The sequence below is a fragment of the Leeuwenhoekiella palythoae genome (assembly GCF_020310025.1).
GTDB lineage: Bacteria > Bacteroidota > Bacteroidia > Flavobacteriales > Flavobacteriaceae > Leeuwenhoekiella > Leeuwenhoekiella palythoae.
The window spans coordinates 2,740,424-2,759,420 of sequence record NZ_CP084318.1 but is presented as its reverse complement, the minus strand read 5'-3'; the positions used below and the strand labels follow the sequence as shown (position 1 = coordinate 2,759,420).

The window sequence follows — 18,997 nt, the reverse complement described above, 5'->3', positions numbered from 1 at the left end:
TTATGAAAAATACACTTACAATTTTAGCAATCTTGTTTATTTCGGTTGCCTTTTCACAAAAAAAGTCATTTTCTGAGGAAGCCTTACAAGATAAATTACTGGATTTAGACGGTTCTGAAATTGCATTTAAAGATATTATTGAGCAGCATAAAGGCCAAAGTGTCTTGATAGACATCTGGGCGTCTTGGTGTAAAGACTGCATTGCAGGATTTCCCGATCTTAAAAAACTACAACAGGATAATCCTGACTTGGATTACGTCTTTCTTTCGTTAGACAAAGAGATTGACAGATGGAAGGCTGGGATCAAAAAATACGATCTCAAAGGTGATCATTATTTTATAAAATCAGGCTGGAAAGGTCCACTATGCAGCAGTATAGATCTAGACTGGATTCCGCGTTACATTTTGCTCGACGCTTCCGGAACCATTAAAGTTTATAGAGCAATAACTACTAAAGACAATCAACTACTAAATCAAATACAATGAGAAAAAATATCGTAGCCGGTAACTGGAAAATGAATACCGATCTTGCTGACACGCAAGAATTAATCGCCGGACTCAAAAAAATCTCTAAAACTTCAGATGCTGAAGTAATCATCGCACCTCCTTTTACCAATCTTTATTCTGCTTTTGAAACGCTTAAGGATTCTGATATTGAGGTAGCGGCGCAAAATATGCATCAATCTTCTTCTGGTGCTTTTACCGGTGAGATCAGCGCAGCTATGCTTAAGGGTGTAGGCGTAAAAACAGTTATTCTTGGTCATAGTGAGCGTCGTGCTTATTTTGGCGAAAAAGAAGATCTACTTGCTGAAAAAGTAAACGCAGCGCTAGAAAATGAAATGAAAGTGATCTACTGTTTTGGTGAAGAACTAAAAGACCGAAACTTTGGAGAGCATTTTGAAGTTGTAAATAAGCAAATCAGTCAGGCGCTTTTTCACCTAGATGCAGACGCTTGGAAACATATTGTATTGGCGTATGAGCCGGTTTGGGCAATTGGTACAGGTGAAACTGCCAGCCCGGAGCAAGCACAAGAAATGCACGCTTTTATTAGAAAAACTATTGCAGACGAATATTCTAAAGAAATCGCTGATAATGTCACCATACTTTACGGAGGAAGCGTAAAACCAGCTAACGCGAAAGAAATCTTTTCTAAACCAGATGTTGACGGTGGTCTTATAGGTGGCGCTTCTTTAAAAGCAGAAGACTTTATGACCATTGTAAATGCATTTTAAATCTATTTATGGCAGAGGTATATGCTGAATATGAGTTTAAGGTCAATCCGGTAAATCCCGGTGCCGAAATACTCATTGCAGAGTTGAGCCAACTTGACTTTGAAAGTTTTGATGAGACAGACGAGGGTGTAAAAGCATACATCCTCGCTTCTTTAGATAAAGAAAATTTACTCGACGAAGTCTTTATTCTTAAAAATCCTGAATTTGAAATCACTTATTCCATCAACACCATTGAACCGGTGAATTGGAATGAAGAATGGGAGAAGAACTTTGAACCCATTGAAGTAGATGGTATTTGCTCTGTGCGGGCTCCTTTTCACCCAAAACCTGATATGGAATATGATATCGTGATCGAGCCTAAAATGTCTTTTGGCACCGGGCATCACGAGACCACACATTTGATGATCAAGCATCTTATTAAAATAGATGTCGAAGGAAAAAGCACACTCGATATGGGTTGCGGCACCGGTATTCTGGCAATTTTTGCTGCTCTTAAGGGTGCAAAGCCAGTTGACGCTATTGATATTGATCCTTGGTGTTTTGAAAATACAGTTGAAAATAAGTCCCGAAATGATGTAGATTTCATTAAGGCTTACGAAGGTGATGCGACGATGCTAGGCGGTACGCATTACGATTTGATAATCGCTAACATCAATCGCAACATTCTTTTACAGGATATTCCCACGTATGCTAAATGTCTGAATCACGAAGGAATTCTTCTTTTAAGCGGATTTTATACGCAAGATATTCCTGCGATTACTAATGTGTGTAATCAGCACGGTTTAAATTTTATCATGAATTTTGAAAAAAATAACTGGGTAGCGTGTAAATTTGTAAAAAATTAATTCCCTGAACCTAAGTTTTTTACACCATGAGCACAAGAGAGAAGGTACAAGAAGAAGTTGATGTCCTCGAGGCAGTAGATAGAAATAATGAGATTGTTGTATATAACGATGATGTAAATACTTTTGATCACGTCATAGACACCTTAATACAAGTTTGTGATCACACACCTATTCAGGCAGAGCAATGTTCCTTAATAGTTCATTACAAAGGTAAATGCACCGTAAAAACCGGCAGCTATGATGATCTTGAACCCAGATGTTCTGCATTGTTAGATGCAGGTTTAAGCGCTGAAATTATTTAAATACTTCGCACATAAAACAGTTTCAAAGCCTCTATTTTAGAGGCTTTTTTCTTACATAACATTTTATTCTAAATGATTTAAAATCGTTAAAAGTTTTATTTTTAACGTTTAAGTGTTTGCTATTCTGAATAATTATAATAATTTACAAGTATTATTAACACTAACTATTATTATATGTTATCAGAAACATTTAAAAAAGTAGGCTTGTTAAGCCTAGGAATTTCTCTGGCACTAACATCTTGTTCTGAAGATGTTGAAGAAACCTCGACAGCAACTGCTGAACCAACAGCAAATCTCGAGGTTTCTCAAGCCATTATCCAGCAAGTTGAAGACTTGGGGATGAACACCAATTATGTACGTTGGGATGACTTCTATTTTCCTGACGGCTCTTCTGAACCTCGACTTTTTTTAGAGGAAGATGTCATCATTACTCCTGAAGAACTTTCTGCAATGGCCGCTAACGTTGAAGAATCAAAATCAGGAAAAGGCGACTCTAAACAGTATCGTACTTCATCTTTAGTAAGTCAAGGTAGAACAATCTCTATCATTGGTTATACCGGCGGAAGTCAGGCGTTAAGTCAAAAAGAACGTACGGCTTTGCAATGGGCGGTAGACAACTACAATCGTCTAAGTGGCGTAAGTATCAGTTTTAATTTGACTTTTGGCACTAACTATCAGGATAAAGATATGGTCGTTTACAACAACACGGTCAACAATCCTAATGGTGCCGGCGGTAGCGCAGGATTCCCAAGTAATGGTTTGCCTTACAAGTTTGTTCAGATTTATGGTCTTACCAATTATGACACCAATGTGGTAGAGCACGTTATTACCCACGAGATTGGTCACTCGGTTGGATTTAGACATACAGACTGGTTTAGCAGACAAAGTTGTGGACAAAATGTAAATGAAGGCGGTGACACCAACCACGTGGCAGGAACTCCTACAGGTTACGATCCTACCTCTGTAATGCTCGCTTGTTTTAGCGCTAGTGAAGATGGGGAATTTAATGCCAATGACATCACTGCATTAAACAATATGTACTAGAGATTAATTAGCCAATTTAAAAGCCGTTTCTCACCAAAACGGCTTTTTTTATTTTAATGTTTGCAGAACTCCAAAAAAGGTTTATATTTGCACCCGCAAAATGAGATAACCGCTGGTTATTTTTTTGCAGATAAAAAAGGCCTCGTGGCGCAACTGAATAGCGCATCTGATTACGGCTCAGAAGGTTGCAGGTTTGAATCCTGCCGAGGTCACAAAAGGAAAGCCACTCAATTATTGAGTGGCTTTTTTTATTTAACTGAAGATGGTGTTCCCGCCGCTTCCCCGATCTGAATATTTTTAAACTGAACTCCTTCAGTATCTCTTAAAGTAAGAGCATTTCTAGCCTTTGTAATTTGAATATTTTCTAACCGAATATCTGAAATAGGTTGGTTAGGATAGCCTTCTAACACAATACCAAAATTTTCTGCCTGATCAAAATATAGATTTTTTAAAAGGATCTTAGATATTTTAGAGATATGCTTTCCGCTGCCTTCACCGTGATAGTTGGCCGTCATAAAAATGGCATCCTCTACCCTTTTAAACGTATTGTTACTAATATTTATATTTCTGATATACCCGCCACGATCTGAATTGGTTTTGAAATAAACTCCTCGTTTAAGATAGCCCCAAGCTTCGTTATCATATACATAAACATCACGAACCCCGGCAGACATCTCACTTCCTATCACAATCGCGTGCAGTCCTTTAAATTTACAATCGCGTACGACAATGCGCTCAGAAGGTGTTGCGGCATTCGCGCGACCTTCGGTATCTCGCCCGGCTTTTATAGCAACATTATCATCACTATTATTAAAAACTACATTCTTTATCACCACATTACTAGCGTACTCTAAGTCAATACCATCGTTATTTTTATTTTGAGAATCATAAGAGATTCCGTCAATAGTTATATTATTAGAACGCAAAAGATGTACGCACCAAAAAGGCGAATTTTCAAACCGAACATCTTCAATTAAAATGCGTTTTGAATCAAAAAACTGCACCAATTGCGGCCGTAAGAAATGTCCGTTTCCAAACCTTCGCGATGTCACCGACGTTTGCTGGTGGTTCATCTTTCGGCTAGAAAGCTTGTCCGCTTCTTCTTGAGTTTTAAAAGTGGCCCAAATTCCGTCACCATTGCCATTAATCTTGCCGCTACCGGTGATCGCTAGATCCTCTGCCTGATACGCATAAATTAAGGGACTGTAGTTATATATAAACGTGCCTTCCCAACTGGTTGCGACTAAAGGATAGTCACTAGGAGTATCATTAAAATTAAGAACTGCCCCAGCCTCAAGGTGTAGATTGATTTTGCTTTTTAAATGAATAGGTCCTTTCAGCAAATAGCTTCCTTTAGGAACTTTTAAAATACCGCCTCCTGCTTTAACCAAAGCAGCAATAGCCTCATCAAATCCCGGCTTATCATTTTTAGCATCGTCTGCCTTAACGCCATAGTCTAACACATTAATCGTCCTTTCTGGAATATTAGGCGTTTCTATAGATTCTTCTATCTGCTGTATCTGGATAACAAGACTATCCTGAGCAAAACAGCACGCATTAAAACTTAAAAAGAGGACAAATAGGAAATAGTAAATACGCATTTAAAAAAAGATTACTTTAAACTGAATTGACTAAAAATACCCAAAATAAACAAGGCTGCGAAATCGATTGCATCAATTACTTAAGGTTTTGCTTTTTCTTTCGACTAAAAGACTAGAACAAGTCATTATGCTAGAGCTTCAAATCACAAATACTACAGACTATAAATTGTTGATTGATCGAATAGAGCAGATACTCATTCCTTCTAAAATCACAATAATTGCAGAGGCAACGACGCCTATTCTTCTAGACAACGACAAATCGGTTGAAGGTACAAGCGCCATTCACAACTATCTTGATGAGTTAGAAAGTTTTTCGAAACAATGGTACGCATGCCGATGTGATATGTTTCCATAAGAATTCAAATAAAACGTATTTATTACATTTAATTATTTCTATTTTTAGAGCCCAGTTTTTCAAACACCAGATTATGCTCAAAAATACCTTAGTTCTTGTAGTACTTCTTTTCACTTTCACGCTTTCAGCTCAACAAACACGGCGTGTGGTGACCTTAGAGGAGGATTGGAAATTTCATAAGGGAGAAGCCACTAATGCAGAAACTAGCGATTTTGATGATGCGCGATGGCAAACAGTTTCAGTACCTCACGACTGGGCGATTTATGGCCCTTTTGACAAAGAGATTGACAAGCAAACCGTTGCCATTACTCAAAACGGAGAGACCATACCCACCGAAAAAACCGGGCGCACCGGAGCCTTACCTTTTACCGGTACAGGTTGGTACAGAAAGAATTTTAATATTGATGCAGCAGATCTTAACAAAAAGGTTCTTCTCCTTTTTGAAGGGGCTATGAGCGAACCTGAGGTGTATCTCAATGGTAAAAAAATTGGCGAATGGGCTTACGGCTATGCCTACTTTTACTTTAATATCAGCGACGCACTTCTAGAAGGTCAAAATACGCTCGCTGTAAAACTTTCTAACGCCGAATTTTCATCGCGTTGGTATCCCGGTGCAGGCTTGTACAGACCTGTGAGCTTAATCATCAAAGACCCTGCAAGTATAGACCAATGGGGAACTACCATAACGACTCCGGTTGTTACTCAGGAAGTGGCTAAAGTCAATATCAAAACGAATTTTAGCGGTAAAAATCTTAGTCTAAAAACGACCATTTATGATGCTCAAAATCTAGTTGTAGCTCAGCAGCAAACACCGGTATCTTATGATCAGCAATTTGACCAGAATTTAAAAGTAGTTAAGCCCAGTTTATGGAGTCCTGAAAATCCATACCTCTACAAAGCCGTAACGCAGCTGTATTCTGGTGACGAACTTAAGGATGAAGTTGCTACAAAATTTGGTATTCGTTCTATCAATTATTCCGCAGAAAACGGTTTTCAGCTCAATGGCGAAACCCGCAAATTTAAGGGCGTTTGCTTGCATCACGATTTAGGACCTTTAGGCACTGCCGTCAACAAAGCGGCGCTGCGCAGGCAAATGCAAATTTTAAAAGATCTGGGGTGTAACGCCATTCGCAGTGCGCATAATATGCCTTCATTTGAGCAACTGGAATTAGCAGATGAAATGGGTTTTTTATTTCTGGCGGAAAGCTTTGACGAATGGAAAAAACCTAAAGTAAAAAATGGTTACAATCGGTTTTTTGATGACTACGCCGAAAAAGATGTAGTAAATCTTGTGCGCGCTACGCGCAATCATCCTTCTATTGTTATGTGGAGCGCCGGTAACGAGGTGCCCGATCAGTACGGAAGCGCCGGGGTAAAACGCGCCTTATGGTTGCAAAATATTTTTCACCGGGAAGATCCTACACGCCCCGTTACCGTGGGTATGGATCAAGTAAAAGCCACAATGGAGTCTGGTTTTGGCGCCATTCTGGATATTCCCGGCTTAAACTACCGCGTTCATCTGTATGAAGAAGCTTATGAAAAGTTTCCGCAGGGCTTTATTTTGGGTTCAGAAACCGCTTCTACGGTGAGTTCGCGAGGCATTTACAAATTCCCTGTTGAAAAAGCGAGTATGAAAGAATATCCTGATTTTCAGAGTTCGTCGTACGATCTTGAATATTGCAGCTGGTCTAATCTTCCGGAGACAGATTTTATTATGCAAGATGACAAACCTTGGGTGATAGGGGAGTTTGTATGGACCGGTTTTGACTATCTCGGCGAGCCCACACCGTATGACACCAGCTGGCCGTCGAGAAGTTCGTATTTTGGGATGATCGATCTCGCAGGAATCCCAAAAGACAGGTATTATCTCTACCGCAGCCGTTGGAATACAGAAGATGAAACGCTTCATATGTTACCCCATTGGAATTGGGAAGGTCGCGAGGGCAAAAAAACTCCGGTTTTTGTATACACCAGTTATGACCGCGCCGAGCTTTTTGTAAATGGAAAAAGCCAAGGAATTCGTATCAAAAATGATTCTACACCACAAACACGGTATCGCCTGATGTGGAATGACGTTATCTATGAACCCGGTACACTAAAAGTGGTCGCGCTTGATAAAAATGGAAAGCAAGCTGCTGAAAAAACGATCAAAACTGCAGGAAAACCTCATCAAATTATTTTGGAAGCAGACCGAAAAACCATCACTGCAAACGGAAAAGACCTAAGCTTTGTTACAGTTTCTGTGGTTGACAAAAACGGCAACCCCTGCCCCACTGCAACAAACGCATTGAAGTTTAAAGTTACCGGTAAAGGTAATTTTAAAGCGGTTTGTAACGGTGATCCTACTTCTTTAGCATCGTTTTATGAACCTCAGATGAAACTTTTTAGCGGCAAACTCGTGGTTCTTTTAGAAAGCACTAAAAACCCCGGAAACCTTAATCTTGAAGTGTCAGGCAAACAGCTTAAAAAGGCAACTATCTCGATAACCACGCTTTGATGATTTTGTATGGTAAAGCTTCGTTTTGAATTTCGTAACTTTATAAAAAAGAAAAAGATGATGCACGCTACCGCCCGTTTTGACCTCGCTATTCAAAAATTATACAAAGCATTTCATAACAACACCCTCAATCCTGAATGTTGTAAAAGTTGTGCTGTAGGAAATATTCTGGATAATACAGACAGCTGGAAACACCTTACGGAAGGCCACGGAAGCAATAAACTTACCTATGTGGGTAAAGTGCATCAATCTTTAGGTAGAACATTCGCAGGCTACTCCCCTCTTGAATTACTTCAGATCGAAGCAGCATTTTTAGAAGGTTGCGGATATTCGCTTCCGCTTTCTAGACGATCAGAAGTTACTGTTGATCGCACTTCAAAAGAAGTGATGTTCAACGGAATGTGCCAAGTGGTAGCATTGCTCTGCAAACTGGACCAGATTCCAAATGTTATGGACTATTCTAAACTCTTTGAGTTTGAAAATAACCAACCGGTAAATGAGTTTTTGGCTTTGCCATAACTTAATTATCCACGCTTATTTTACTGCATTCCGTGCAGAACATTTATCTTTGATTTGGCTTTAGGGGTATTCTAGCAACTAGAATTGAGACAGTCCCTTTGAACCTGTTTGGTTGAGACCAGCGTAGGGAAAAGTATCTTCATTGCACTTCTACTCTAGAAGTAACTCTATAGCCATTGAACTTTTAAAATCAATCTATGAAAGAGTTACTTTTTAAGCATATTACCAGTGTTCGCGAGCAAGCTCCGCTGGTACAAAATATCACCAACTATGTAGTGATGAATAATACCGCAAACGCCTTACTTGCGGTAGGTGCCTCGCCTATAATGGCCCACGCTCATCCCGAAATGCAAAGTATGCAAGCCATCTGCCAGGCTTTGGTGATTAATATTGGTACCCTTGATGAATACTGGGTAGAATCTATGAAATTGGCGGTTGCAGCTGCAAATCAAAATAACAAACCCTGGATTTTAGATCCGGTGGGTGCTGGCGCTACTGCGTATCGTGATGAAGTACTTAGCGAATTACTGGCGCTAAAACCTACAGCGATCAGAGGCAATGCGTCAGAAATTTTGGCTTTGGCAAAACATAATACCACAGCCACAAAAGGAGTTGATAGTACTTCTTCTAGCCTGGAAGCCATTGAAGCTGCGCAATTTTTAAATAAAGAGTATGGCGCTTTAGTCGTGATATCAGGTGCTGTTGATATTGTAGTTTCTGAAGAAAGTGTTGACCAACTTAAAAATGGAGATGCGCTTATGACTAAAATCACCGGAATGGGGTGTTCTGCGACGGCAATCCTTGCGGCATTTATTGCTGTAATTCCTAATAAAAAAGAAGCCGCTCTTGCTGCTACTTCTTTAATGGCAGTCGCCGGGGAACTTGCCGCCAAGTCTTCACAAGGTCCGGGAAGTTTACAAATGCATCTTCTTGACAAATTGCATTCGATCACCAAAGAGGAGTATATAAATACCGTCAAAATTCTAGATTAAGTATGGCAAGTGCATTTCCATACCGTCTTTATTTAGTGATTTCTGAAGAAGCGTGCCAGGGAAGAAATTTTTTCGAAGTTGCAGAATCCGCAGTTCAAGGTGGGGTTGATCTTATTCAGCTACGCGAAAAAAACGATACTACCGAAGCCTTCTTAAAAAAAGCGCTGCAGTTGAAAGAAGTGTTACAGCCGTACAATGTTCCACTAATTATCAACGATAATCTTGAGGTAGCTCAAAAAAGCGCTGCAGCAGGTATTCACGTGGGGAATTCAGATATTGCTCCAATTAAAATAAGAGCAGCCTGGGAATCTTGCGGGATTTTAGGCTATTCTATTGAATATCTTGAGCAGCTTTATAACGAGCAAACCTATACTTCAGATTATTTAGGAATAAGTCCCGTTTTTGACACTGCTACCAAAACTGACACCGTTACAACCTGGGGATTAGATGGCATTGAAAAAATCAGAGCGAGCACTCAAAAACCGCTTGTAGCCATTGGTCATATGAAGGCTTCCAACGTCAAAAAAGTAATTGAAGCCGGAGCGGACTGTATTGCAGTAGTTTCAGCGATTTGCGCTGCCAAAAATCCCAAAAGCGCTGCAAAAGAATTACGCTTGGAGATTGAAAAAGGGCTGAAATCACGCACAGTAAAACCAAATTAATTATGAAGTACTATAAATATCCTACGGTTTTAAGCATTGCCGGATTTGACGGAAGCGGAGGTGCCGGCATTCAGGCTGATCTTAAAAGTATTTCGGCATTAGGTTGCTACGCCACCACAGTACTAACCGCGCTTCCGGTACAGAATACTACTGGGGTTCAGTCTATTTTTAGTATTCCTACTTCGGTTGTAAAAGAGCAACTGGATTCTATATTTGAAGATATTCCGCCTTGCGCTGTAAAAATAGGAATGGTTCACACACCAGAATTGGTAGAAATTATTGCTGCTAAACTCAATGAACATCCGGATATTCCGGTTGTTTTTGATCCGGTGATGGTTGCTACCAGTGGTCACAAACTTATTGAGGATGCGACCATAAAAAGTATTGTAACATCACTTTTCCCTCGTGCCGATGTGATCACTCCCAATATGGACGAAGCTGCTATCCTCGCTGATATGTCCGTTGAAAGCCTTGATGATATGCGGCTCGCCGGAACCAAAATCCTTAAACTGGGTTGTAAATCTGTGCTTTTAAAAGGCGGACATTTAAAGACTGATCTGCTGACCTCATTCTTTTTTGATCAGGATCAAAGCGTTCACGAATTTGAATTCGAAAAATTTGAAACGGAAAACATGCACGGCTCAGGATGTACGCTTTCATCAGCGATCGCTTCTTATTTAGCTCAAAAACACAGCCTTTTACAAGCTGTGACCAAAGGTCAGGACTATGTGCATCAAGCTATTTATCACGCTAAAGACGTCAATATAGGTCAAGGAAATGGGCCTCTCAATCATTTTTTCAATCCTCAAAAATTAATCAAATATGAGCTGGAGTAAAGCGAGCTGGCAACGCATAGAATGCATATATTCTGAAATTTTAAAGATGCCGTTCATCACCCAATTGACTGATGGCACACTACCTTTAGAACAGTTTCAATTTTACGTTTTACAAGATTCTAGTTATTTGGAAAACTTTGGCCGGGCGCTTGCTTTAATCGCTGCCCGAGCACACGACGTAGAAGACATCCTCACTTTTACGCGTTTTGCCGAAGGTGCTATTGTGGTAGAAAATGCATTACACGAATCGTTTTTTAAGGAGTTCCAAATTGATAAGTCGGGGCCTGTAGGACCTACCTCGCATCATTATGCACACTTTTTAAAAAGTACCGCGGCCTTAGATCAAGTAGAAGTTGCGATGGCAGCCGTGTTGCCTTGCTTTTGGATCTACAAAAAAGTAGGTGACGTAATCTACGAAAAACAAAAACAGCAAAATAATCCCTATCAAAAATGGATTGATACCTATGCCGGGGAAGAATTTGGTGTTCTTGTTGAGCAAGCTATTGCAGCTTGCGACCGTGTTGCAGCTTCCTGCACAGCACAACAACAAGAGCGTATGCACCACGCGTTTTATACTGCCAGTCAATTAGAATTTATGTTTTGGGATAGTGCTTCGGCTTTGCACAGCTGGCCGTTCTAGACCGCTGATGTTAAATAATTATTAATTCAAATAAATTGTGTCACGTACCCTTAAAAGCATCGTCTTTTAGGTAGTGTTACAATTAACAGAATGATTTTCATTTATTTATTTGGATTAGCCGCCATCAGATTTGAAAATTAGATTTAGCGTTAATTATATATTTTGAAGCCCTGAGCCATAAGTGCTCAGGGCTTTTCTTTTTAAACACCTCTAGTATTCTGATAATTAGTAAATTAGATAAAAATCTAACTACTATGCCCAACATATCAGATACACCGCCCGAAGCTATTCAGCAAAACATCAACGCGCTAACCACAGATTTAGCAACTAAGATTCCTTCAAAAAAGCTTGATCAGAATTTACTCATCGCCACGTGGAATATTAGGCACTTTGGCAATTTAACACGTGAGTGGTATAGCGGAGATGGTGACAGCCCTAAACGCGATTTACATAGTCTTTTATGTATTGCAGAAATTCTTAAGCGTTTTGACATCATCGCTATTCAAGAAGTGAAGTCCAACTTACGTGCCTTGCGCGATACCTTAAAATATTTAGGCAATCACTGGTCTCTCATACTTACAGATGTGACTGCCGGTGCACCCGGAAATGGTGAGCGTATTGCATATATTTTTGATACTCGCAGGGTGCAATTATCAGGCTTGGCGTGCGAACTCGTAGTTCCTGAAGAGCAGTTAAATGCCATTGAAGGTGATGCGTTGCGCAAGCAGTTTGCGCGTACGCCATATGCGGTGAGTTTTAAAAGTAATCAGCATACCTTTATTCTCGTTACAGCGCATATCTTATACGGAAAGAATACTGCTGCGCGTATCCCTGAACTTAAAGCGATTGCCGGTTGGCTTGCAGAGTGGACCTCAAATCTCAATGCCTATCACCAGGATATGATCGTTTTAGGTGACTTCAATATCAATGTTCGCGGAGATTTATTAGACCAATCTTTTTTATCAGAAGGGCTTTACGTACCACCCCAACTTCAAGATCCTTCGGTAACCCGCTCCATATTTAATGAAACAAAATATTATGATCAACTGGCGTGGTTTCGTGATGTCTCCACTAATAAAGAATTGACGATGCAGTTTATAAATGGGGGCAATTATGATTTTCTTCCCTTTGCGCTTAGCAATAGAAACCTCAGCAAGCGTTCGCTTTCCTATATGATTTCTGATCATTATCCTCTGTGGGCTGAATTTAAAATTTGAAACCGTTACTTGTCTAGAGAATTACCAAGCCTGCACTCAACCACTTTATTAACAGTCATTTAACTAAATTTTGTGAGTTTTCAGAAAACCTAAAGCGCTGATACATCCGTAAATATTGATGAATTACACTAATAATTTTTCAATTTTTCTAATCAAATTAAGCTATTTATGAAAACAATTTTTACAAAATTTAGCATTATTGCAATAGCCGTGAGCACGCTCATAGCCTGTAATAATGATGATGACGCGACCCCTGTTGTGGTTGAAGAACCCACTTGTAGTGACGGAATTATGAATGGAGATGAGACCGGTATTGACTGTGGCGGTTCTTGTATGCCTTGTGAAATGGCATCTAACCCAGGAAGACGCGCAGACCTTTACGTAACCAACAACACTGACGGAAATATCACAAAATACAGTGTTTCTGGCGACTCAATTGTGACCTACACCACTACTTCAACAGCTGCAGAAGGAATTTACTACGATGCAGAATCTGACCTATTAGTACAAGCCTCACGCTCCGGATTGATGCTTGATGCGTATGCTGGTACAAGTACTTTAGGAACTGCAAGTATTAATGCTTCGTTCAGCACATTCACAGATTTAAATAGTCCGCGGGAGTTAGCCGTTAGTGGTGACTATTATGTTGTTGCAGATAATGGTGAAAATAAATTCTTTGTGTATTACAAAGTAGGAAACAGTTTTGCGCTGTATTATACTGTAGAAGTACCATTCCCGGTTTGGGGAATTACTTTTAAAGGAAACGACCTTTATGCTGTGGTAGATACTACGAGCGACCTTGCTGTTTATTCAGACTTTATCGTTAATGCGATGGATGGTATGATGTACCCTTCAAAACGTGTAACTATCGAAGGTATCGTGCGTACACACGGTTTAACCTATGATGGTACTAACGATGTGATGATTATGACTGATATTGGTGCTGCCTCAAATGCTACAGATGATGGTGGTTTTCACGTAATCAGTGAATTTTCGACCAAATTTGATGCACTTTCAGATGGTGAAGTTTTACCGGTAGGAATGCAAACACGCATTGCCGGATCATCAACAATGATGGGGAATCCTATTGATGTAGCTTATGATTCTGAAACCGGAGCGATCTATATTGCAGAAGTTGGTAACGGTAAAATACTAGGATTTACAGATTGGGGCGATGGTGGTGACATTAGTCCGAGTTTAGAAATTGATCTTGCTACCGCGTCTTCTATTTATTTCTCAAGTGATGAAACCGATGGAAATGTTGGGATGAGCTCAATGAATCAAACTACACGCTTATACACAACTTCTACTGCTGACGGAACCATTACCGTTTATGATGGATCAGGAGCAATGGTTAGTATGATCAGCAGTGCTTCTGCTAGCTCTGAAGGTATTTATTATAATGCATTTGATGATGCGCTTTTATTAGGATCACGCTCGGAAGGCGAATTACAATACTACAGTGATTTTTCAACCTTAATGAGTGGTGGTAGCGCAACGGCAGCATTTGCTGCAGATTTACCAACATCCAGTACCCGAGAGATCGCCGTGTATGGTAACAAGGTCGTAGTAGCAGATAATCCTGCAAATATGTTCTATGTGTATTCGTATAACGGAAGCTCTTTCACTCTTGAGAATACCTTTGATCCAGGTTTCCCGGTTTGGGGAATCACATTTAAAGGCGGCGATTTACTTGCAGTGGTAGATACTACAAGTGACTTGGCAATTTTTGAAGATTTCTTCAGCAATACTATGGATGGGGCACTAACGCCAACTAAACGCGTAAGCATTGGCGGAATCGTGAGAACCCACGGAATTACCTACAGCACCGCAGATGACGTACTGGTCATGACTGATATTGGTCTTGCTGCCGGTGGTGCTCTTGATGGCGGTATAAATGTTATTCAAGACTTTAGCGCTGTAATTGAAGCTACTGCAGATGGCGGAAGCATCAGCATTGCAGATCAGAATATTATTGAAGGGTTAAGCACCCTTATGAATAATCCTATTGATGTAGCATACGATCACAAGACCAAAACTGTCTTTGTATCTGACATTGCTACCGGAGCCGTTCTTGGGTTTAGCAACGCGCTTAGCGCAAGCGGGAATATTGCTCCCTCAGTAAATAATACCCTTACCTCAGCGTCTTCGCTGTATCTATATAACAATTAATAGATAAACCTACTTAATACACTGCCTCAGGATAAACTTCTGAGGCAGTTATTTTTAATACAAGTAATATTCATCTCGATATTCGAGTGAAAAGGCCTCTTGAGAGGCTTTTTTTTATAGGAAATCTTCAATAAAATGATACAAAAGTAACAGCCAACCCACTGCTAACAACAAACCTCCTAAAGGAGTTATCGGACCTAAAAATCGCCATTTCTTTCCTGAAGCACCGGTAATGCATAGACCATAAATAGAAAATGAAAACAACAAAGTACCGAATACAAAACAGTTGATGATCAATTCTTCATGAATAGAATTGAAACCCAAATTAAAGTTTAAAACAAGCAATACGATCGCGTGATACATTTGGTACTTAACACCGGTCTCAAAGCTTGCCATTTGATCTGAATTGAATTTTTTCTTCAATGCGTGAGCGCCAAAAGCCCCCAATACGATAGCCAAAAATCCATAAAAGGCAGCAAAAAACTGAGCTACTAAAATTGTTTCCATAGGTTCCTTAGAGTATTTCTGTAAAGGTAAGTGCTCTAATTCTAATAACTCTCCTCCCACAAACTTTACTAGGTCACACATCCTATTCTTCACTATAAGGCGCAACGCATTTAATCTCGATAATCAACTCAAGCAGCCATATAAGAATGCTTATCTTTAAACTCCTATTATATAATACTAGTTCACTAAAAAATGAATTTAAAAAAATACATCAACGACATTCCAGATTTTCCTAAAGAAGGAGTCGTATTTAAAGATATTTGTCCGCTACTGGCTTCTCCAGAAGCCACCGACTATGCTGTAGATTTATTAGCAAAAGGCTTGCACGATATCAATGTTACAAAGATTGTGGGTATAGAAAGTAGAGGATTTTTATTTGGCTTGGCTTTAGCGCAAAAAATGGGAGTAAGCTTTGTACCTATTAGGAAGCCGGGAAAGCTGCCAGGTGCTATTCTTCAGCAAAAATATGCCTTAGAATATTGTGAAGATTGTATAGAAATTCAGGAGGAAGCCATACAACCAGAAGATTATGTAGTGGTTCACGACGATGTGCTGGCTACCGGCGGAACTGCTGCCGCTGCTTGTAAACTTGTAGAACAGTGTGGTGCAACTGTAGTGCAGTGTAATTTTTTAATGGAGTTAGGCTTTCTTGAGGGAAGGTCAAAATTAAAGCAATATCACTTGCATAGCCTGATGCACTATTAATCTAATGCATTTTTAGTTACCCAAAGTTTGTAACCAAAAAGCGCCAATTGCAATTTACTTGCTTTCGCAAGATCTACCTCTTTCTTAGTTAAACTGGGTAGCACTTTCTTATTGATTTTAGCCAATGTTTTAAAAAATCGTTTTTTCATAATGCTGTTTTAATGCTAACAAATTAAAGAATCAGTATACTCAAATTTAGGCTTTTAACAGTATTCTGTGCGCGCTTACAGAATATGTTAAGACGAATTTGTGATTATCCAAAAACTGTCTCAATGATTGTTAAAATTAAAGTGACCATAATGTTGATTTTTTGATTGTTAAACATTTATCTGACCACAAATACGGAAGTAAAACGCACATCTACAAGGTTTTCGCGAAGTATTAATGCAATTGAATACAGAATTGTAAGTAAAAAGATTAGTTCTATTTTCAATTAAAACAAATACAACTTCAATTAAGTTTACATTACTAACTAATATTAACGAAACGCAATTCAATTGTAACTTTCATAGGCTATTTTTTAAAGGTTTTGAAATAATGAAGGGTTGAAAAGTTCATTTTTCATTAAAAAAATTGCATTTCATCTTTTTCAATCAACTTACTCGGGCAAAATTACTTGGTCGCACGCATAAAAAAATCCGGTGCAACTTATAGTTACACCGGATTCTAAAATGTATTGAAAAAAGGTTAGAGGGATTACTCAACTTTGGTAGTAATCAGCATAACTGCCTCTTTACCTTCCATTTTTTCTTGATATAATGCTTTGGCGTTTTCTCCCTTTAAAATATCAATTGACTCTATTTCTTCAGGTTTCAGCATTTTAAATTCATGCTCATTAATTTCTTCTCCATTTAGAAAAAACAAAACCTTGGACTCTTTATGTAAAAAACCTACTCCTTGATTGAATGATGTATTAGCTTTAGTTCCAACATTACTATATTCCGAAGCGTTAATAGGACGACGAATCATAAAAACGCTGTCCTCTTTAAAGTTCATACGCGCTCTCATTTTACTGCGCATAGCTTCTTCGCGTTCTTTCATTTCAGCTTTTCGAGCTTCCATTCGCTCTTGCATCGCTACGCGGCGTTCTTCCATTCTGGCTTTCATTTCTGTTCTTCTTTCGGTAGAATCACTAAATCGTGCCTGCATCTCTTCTCTGCGCGCTTCCATTTCCTCGATACGTGCTTGCATTTCTTCCTTTCGCTCAGCTAATGCTTCGGCGGTCATCGCACTGCGCTGCACAATTGAATTTTGTCCTGAGACCACTCCAAAAGTACCTTCAGCACTTCGATAGACCGCAATTGGTTCGATTGCATTTCCATCTCTGTTATAACTTGCGGAAGCTTTATTACCGGTTTCCCGATCTTGAATTTCAATTTTTATTCTAGAAATTTCTCCTGCATCGTTATACTTCAGTCTAGAGAACTGCATAGCAACATTATACTCAGCGTCCAATGCTTTCGCAATCGCTTCAATCTCACGTTCTGTCGTTGTTGGGGTGATGATTTTTTTAAAGGGCTTAGCGCTCGCTTTTTGTTTTTTCTGCGGTGCTGGTTGAGGAGCATCTTCAATGATCTCTGGCAAATTCATCATTTTCTGTTTCCCCGTAGTCGTTAAGCTATTTTTTACTTGCGGACTTAAAGTATATCCCTTAACTCCATCTTTAGCGATCACAGTTTTGTGCTGCCCGTCATTAACATCAACAATGATAATTTCCTGCTTATCATAACTTATGGCATACTTAAATGTATTGTTCAAATCATCTTGTTTGTTTAGCTCAAGCGTTCTTTTAAAATCAGCTTGGCCTTTGAATCGGGTTGCGATCGCAAAACCTGTAAGTTGCGCTTGAGTATTGCGCTTTACATTAGTGATCTGTAGATCCACATCGTCAATTTCGGTATTAAAATAGCTTTCGATTGCGGCGAGATCTGCATCATTGCTTGAAGGCGAAATATACATCACCGGTGTTGACGAAGCGCTTATCGCAGTTTCTTCCGTCAGGTATTTCACTTCTTCTTTCACATTAAAACTCCACATAAACGCGCCAAGTACAGGTACGATCAGGAGTATTTTCCATTTTTTAAATTCGCTTGATGATTGCTTGTTTAACATAACTATTCGTTTTTTGATGAATGATTGATAAAAAGAATTGGTCAAGGCCGGCGCCCATTTTGGCGCAGCTACTTTAACCAATGCAAGTTGGTACTGTTTATGATTGGTAACCTGACTGGCAGTAGCAGCATCGGCCAGATATTCAAGATTTTCTACAATTGCGCTTTTATAGAGCCAAGCAAGCGGATTAAACCACTGAAGAATCAACGTCAACTGTATTAATAAAACATCTAAACTATGATACTGCTTAGCGTGTGCTTGCTCGTGCAGTAAGATCATCTCTAACTCTTCTAGATCGTGTGCACGTGCATCGATCACAATAGTATTAAAGAATGAAAACGGCGCATCTAAACCATTAATTTGAATAAATTGATGGCCCCCAGCACTGGTTTTTTTAGCATTACGTAAAAAGAACACAACTTTGCTAAGTTTTAGAATAAAAGAGCCTAGCATTATCAAGACACCCAAAAGGTAAATCGCAAAGGCCAGTTCCCAAAAAGTAAATGCCGGGGCCGCTTCTTCTAAAACTGTCGTGGTATAGTTGGCACTGGCCAACAGATCAAAATCCATTGCCGGCATTGGCTTATAGATTGTGCGTTTTAAGATTAAAAGCGGGGTAATGAATGATGCCAAAATACCTAAAACCAGATAATGCCTATTGGTTTTAAAAAAGGTTTCGTGCTTCAACAGCAGCGTGTAAAGCAGATAGAATAGACTCAATATGGCTGTTGCTTTAAATAAGTAAAGAAGTGGTTCCATA

The 18,997-nt window shown here is 39.4% G+C and carries 19 protein-coding genes, 1 tRNA gene and 1 riboswitch; of the genes, 16 read left to right on the top strand and 4 right to left on the bottom strand.

Features of this window, described 5'->3' with window-relative positions; genetic code table 11:
- Positions 1–2 precede the first annotated feature (2 nt).
- From LDL79_RS11870 to LDL79_RS11845, 6 genes are all read left to right on the top strand, one after another.
- Complete coding sequence (locus LDL79_RS11870; protein WP_225597824.1) at positions 3–485, top strand: TlpA family protein disulfide reductase; 483 nt, start codon at positions 3–5, stop codon at positions 483–485.
- The gene (gene tpiA, locus LDL79_RS11865; RefSeq protein WP_072983975.1) at positions 482–1,231 is read left to right on the top strand and encodes a triose-phosphate isomerase; all 750 of its coding nucleotides are present in this window, start codon (positions 482–484) and stop codon (positions 1,229–1,231) included. The genes LDL79_RS11870 and tpiA overlap by 4 nt, the downstream gene beginning before the upstream one ends.
- Positions 1,232–1,239: 8 nt before the next feature.
- Positions 1,240–2,076, top strand: coding sequence for a 50S ribosomal protein L11 methyltransferase (gene prmA, locus LDL79_RS11860; protein WP_225597823.1), 837 nt, complete (start codon positions 1,240–1,242; stop codon positions 2,074–2,076).
- 26 nt (positions 2,077–2,102) lie between these two features.
- On the top strand, positions 2,103–2,378 hold the full coding sequence (locus LDL79_RS11855) for an ATP-dependent Clp protease adaptor ClpS (RefSeq protein WP_225597822.1): 276 nt from the start codon (positions 2,103–2,105) through the stop codon (positions 2,376–2,378).
- A 174-nt stretch (positions 2,379–2,552) separates the two neighbouring features.
- Complete coding sequence (locus LDL79_RS11850; protein ID WP_072983978.1) at positions 2,553–3,422, top strand: M57 family metalloprotease; 870 nt, start codon at positions 2,553–2,555, stop codon at positions 3,420–3,422.
- 138 nt (positions 3,423–3,560) lie between these two features.
- A tRNA-Arg gene (locus tag LDL79_RS11845) sits at positions 3,561–3,634 on the top strand.
- A 36-nt stretch (positions 3,635–3,670) separates the two neighbouring features.
- Here LDL79_RS11845 and LDL79_RS11840 read toward each other — a convergent pair.
- A complete protein-coding gene (locus tag LDL79_RS11840) occupies positions 3,671–5,023 on the bottom strand; it encodes a glycoside hydrolase family 28 protein (protein ID WP_225597821.1) in 1,353 nt (450 codons plus the stop codon).
- Between the two features lie 127 nt (positions 5,024–5,150).
- On the opposite strand from LDL79_RS11840, the gene LDL79_RS11835 reads away from it, so the two are divergent.
- The 9 genes from LDL79_RS11835 to LDL79_RS11795 all read left to right on the top strand — a co-directional run bounded on the left by LDL79_RS11835 (position 5,151) and on the right by LDL79_RS11795 (position 14,913).
- Positions 5,151–5,378, top strand: a complete 228-nt coding sequence (locus LDL79_RS11835; RefSeq protein WP_225597820.1) for a hypothetical protein — start codon at positions 5,151–5,153, stop codon at positions 5,376–5,378.
- Between the two features lie 73 nt (positions 5,379–5,451).
- Positions 5,452–7,875: a DUF4982 domain-containing protein gene (locus LDL79_RS11830; protein WP_225597819.1), complete on the top strand. Its 2,424-nt coding sequence runs from the start codon at positions 5,452–5,454 to the stop codon at positions 7,873–7,875.
- Between the two features lie 60 nt (positions 7,876–7,935).
- The gene (locus tag LDL79_RS11825; RefSeq protein WP_225599969.1) at positions 7,936–8,394 is read left to right on the top strand and encodes a Na(+)-translocating NADH-quinone reductase subunit F; all 459 of its coding nucleotides are present in this window, start codon (positions 7,936–7,938) and stop codon (positions 8,392–8,394) included.
- 52 nt (positions 8,395–8,446) lie between these two features.
- Positions 8,447–8,541, top strand: a riboswitch (TPP riboswitch).
- Between the two features lie 50 nt (positions 8,542–8,591).
- A complete protein-coding gene (gene thiM / locus LDL79_RS11820; RefSeq protein WP_225597818.1) occupies positions 8,592–9,386 on the top strand; it encodes a hydroxyethylthiazole kinase in 795 nt (264 codons plus the stop codon).
- A 2-nt stretch (positions 9,387–9,388) separates the two neighbouring features.
- Entirely contained in the window at positions 9,389–10,048 is a 660-nt protein-coding gene (thiE, locus tag LDL79_RS11815; protein ID WP_225597817.1) for a thiamine phosphate synthase, read from the top strand.
- A 2-nt stretch (positions 10,049–10,050) separates the two neighbouring features.
- Positions 10,051–10,884: a bifunctional hydroxymethylpyrimidine kinase/phosphomethylpyrimidine kinase gene (thiD, locus tag LDL79_RS11810; protein WP_225597816.1), complete on the top strand. Its 834-nt coding sequence runs from the start codon at positions 10,051–10,053 to the stop codon at positions 10,882–10,884.
- Entirely contained in the window at positions 10,871–11,524 is a 654-nt protein-coding gene (tenA, locus tag LDL79_RS11805; RefSeq protein WP_225597815.1) for a thiaminase II, read from the top strand. Before thiD ends, tenA begins: the two co-directional genes overlap by 14 nt.
- Before the next feature lie 254 nt (positions 11,525–11,778).
- Positions 11,779–12,741: an endonuclease/exonuclease/phosphatase family protein gene (locus tag LDL79_RS11800; RefSeq protein ID WP_225597814.1), complete on the top strand. Its 963-nt coding sequence runs from the start codon at positions 11,779–11,781 to the stop codon at positions 12,739–12,741.
- 168 nt (positions 12,742–12,909) lie between these two features.
- Positions 12,910–14,913 carry a hypothetical protein gene (locus tag LDL79_RS11795; RefSeq protein WP_225597813.1) on the top strand — a complete coding sequence of 668 codons (2,004 nt, stop codon included), beginning with the start codon at positions 12,910–12,912 and terminating at the stop codon, positions 14,911–14,913.
- Between the two features lie 114 nt (positions 14,914–15,027).
- On the opposite strand, the gene LDL79_RS11790 is transcribed toward LDL79_RS11795, so the two are convergent.
- The gene (locus tag LDL79_RS11790) at positions 15,028–15,420 is read right to left on the bottom strand and encodes a DUF423 domain-containing protein (protein WP_225597812.1); all 393 of its coding nucleotides are present in this window, start codon (positions 15,418–15,420) and stop codon (positions 15,028–15,030) included.
- Positions 15,421–15,612: 192 nt separating this feature from the next.
- On the opposite strand from LDL79_RS11790, the gene LDL79_RS11785 reads away from it, so the two are divergent.
- On the top strand, positions 15,613–16,125 hold the full coding sequence (locus LDL79_RS11785; RefSeq protein WP_225597811.1) for an adenine phosphoribosyltransferase: 513 nt from the start codon (positions 15,613–15,615) through the stop codon (positions 16,123–16,125).
- Here the strand turns inward: LDL79_RS11785 and LDL79_RS11780 are convergent.
- Positions 16,122–16,274 carry an SsrA-binding protein gene (locus tag LDL79_RS11780; protein ID WP_072983989.1) on the bottom strand — a complete coding sequence of 51 codons (153 nt, stop codon included), beginning with the start codon at positions 16,272–16,274 and terminating at the stop codon, positions 16,122–16,124. The genes LDL79_RS11785 and LDL79_RS11780 overlap by 4 nt on opposite strands.
- Positions 16,275–16,821: 547 nt before the next feature.
- On the bottom strand, positions 16,822–18,996 hold the full coding sequence (locus LDL79_RS11775) for a M56 family metallopeptidase (protein ID WP_225597810.1): 2,175 nt from the start codon (positions 18,994–18,996) through the stop codon (positions 16,822–16,824).
- Position 18,997: the final 1 nt, after the last annotated feature.

What these genes read in the sequence shown, in the direction of transcription:
- LDL79_RS11850 (WP_072983978.1), top strand. Translation starts at nt 2,553, where the DNA reads ATGTTATCAGAAACATTTAAAAAAGTAGGCTTGTTAAGCCTAGGAATT.
- LDL79_RS11855 (WP_225597822.1), top strand. Translation starts at nt 2,103, where the DNA reads ATGAGCACAAGAGAGAAGGTACAAGAAGAAGTTGATGTCCTCGAGGCA.
- LDL79_RS11785 (WP_225597811.1), top strand. Translation starts at nt 15,613, where the DNA reads ATGAATTTAAAAAAATACATCAACGACATTCCAGATTTTCCTAAAGAA.
- LDL79_RS11830 (WP_225597819.1), top strand. Translation starts at nt 5,452, where the DNA reads ATGCTCAAAAATACCTTAGTTCTTGTAGTACTTCTTTTCACTTTCACG.
- LDL79_RS11825 (WP_225599969.1), top strand. Translation starts at nt 7,936, where the DNA reads ATGCACGCTACCGCCCGTTTTGACCTCGCTATTCAAAAATTATACAAA.
- LDL79_RS11780 (WP_072983989.1), bottom strand. Translation starts at nt 16,274, where the DNA reads ATGAAAAAACGATTTTTTAAAACATTGGCTAAAATCAATAAGAAAGTG.
- tenA (WP_225597815.1), top strand. Translation starts at nt 10,871, where the DNA reads ATGAGCTGGAGTAAAGCGAGCTGGCAACGCATAGAATGCATATATTCT.
- LDL79_RS11800 (WP_225597814.1), top strand. Translation starts at nt 11,779, where the DNA reads ATGCCCAACATATCAGATACACCGCCCGAAGCTATTCAGCAAAACATC.
- LDL79_RS11840 (WP_225597821.1), bottom strand. Translation starts at nt 5,023, where the DNA reads ATGCGTATTTACTATTTCCTATTTGTCCTCTTTTTAAGTTTTAATGCG.
- LDL79_RS11835 (WP_225597820.1), top strand. Translation starts at nt 5,151, where the DNA reads ATGCTAGAGCTTCAAATCACAAATACTACAGACTATAAATTGTTGATT.
- thiM (WP_225597818.1), top strand. Translation starts at nt 8,592, where the DNA reads ATGAAAGAGTTACTTTTTAAGCATATTACCAGTGTTCGCGAGCAAGCT.
- tpiA (WP_072983975.1), top strand. Translation starts at nt 482, where the DNA reads ATGAGAAAAAATATCGTAGCCGGTAACTGGAAAATGAATACCGATCTT.
- LDL79_RS11870 (WP_225597824.1), top strand. Translation starts at nt 3, where the DNA reads ATGAAAAATACACTTACAATTTTAGCAATCTTGTTTATTTCGGTTGCC.
- LDL79_RS11790 (WP_225597812.1), bottom strand. Translation starts at nt 15,420, where the DNA reads ATGGAAACAATTTTAGTAGCTCAGTTTTTTGCTGCCTTTTATGGATTT.
- prmA (WP_225597823.1), top strand. Translation starts at nt 1,240, where the DNA reads ATGGCAGAGGTATATGCTGAATATGAGTTTAAGGTCAATCCGGTAAAT.
- thiD (WP_225597816.1), top strand. Translation starts at nt 10,051, where the DNA reads ATGAAGTACTATAAATATCCTACGGTTTTAAGCATTGCCGGATTTGAC.
- LDL79_RS11775 (WP_225597810.1), bottom strand. Translation starts at nt 18,996, where the DNA reads ATGGAACCACTTCTTTACTTATTTAAAGCAACAGCCATATTGAGTCTA.
- LDL79_RS11795 (WP_225597813.1), top strand. Translation starts at nt 12,910, where the DNA reads ATGAAAACAATTTTTACAAAATTTAGCATTATTGCAATAGCCGTGAGC.
- thiE (WP_225597817.1), top strand. Translation starts at nt 9,389, where the DNA reads ATGGCAAGTGCATTTCCATACCGTCTTTATTTAGTGATTTCTGAAGAA.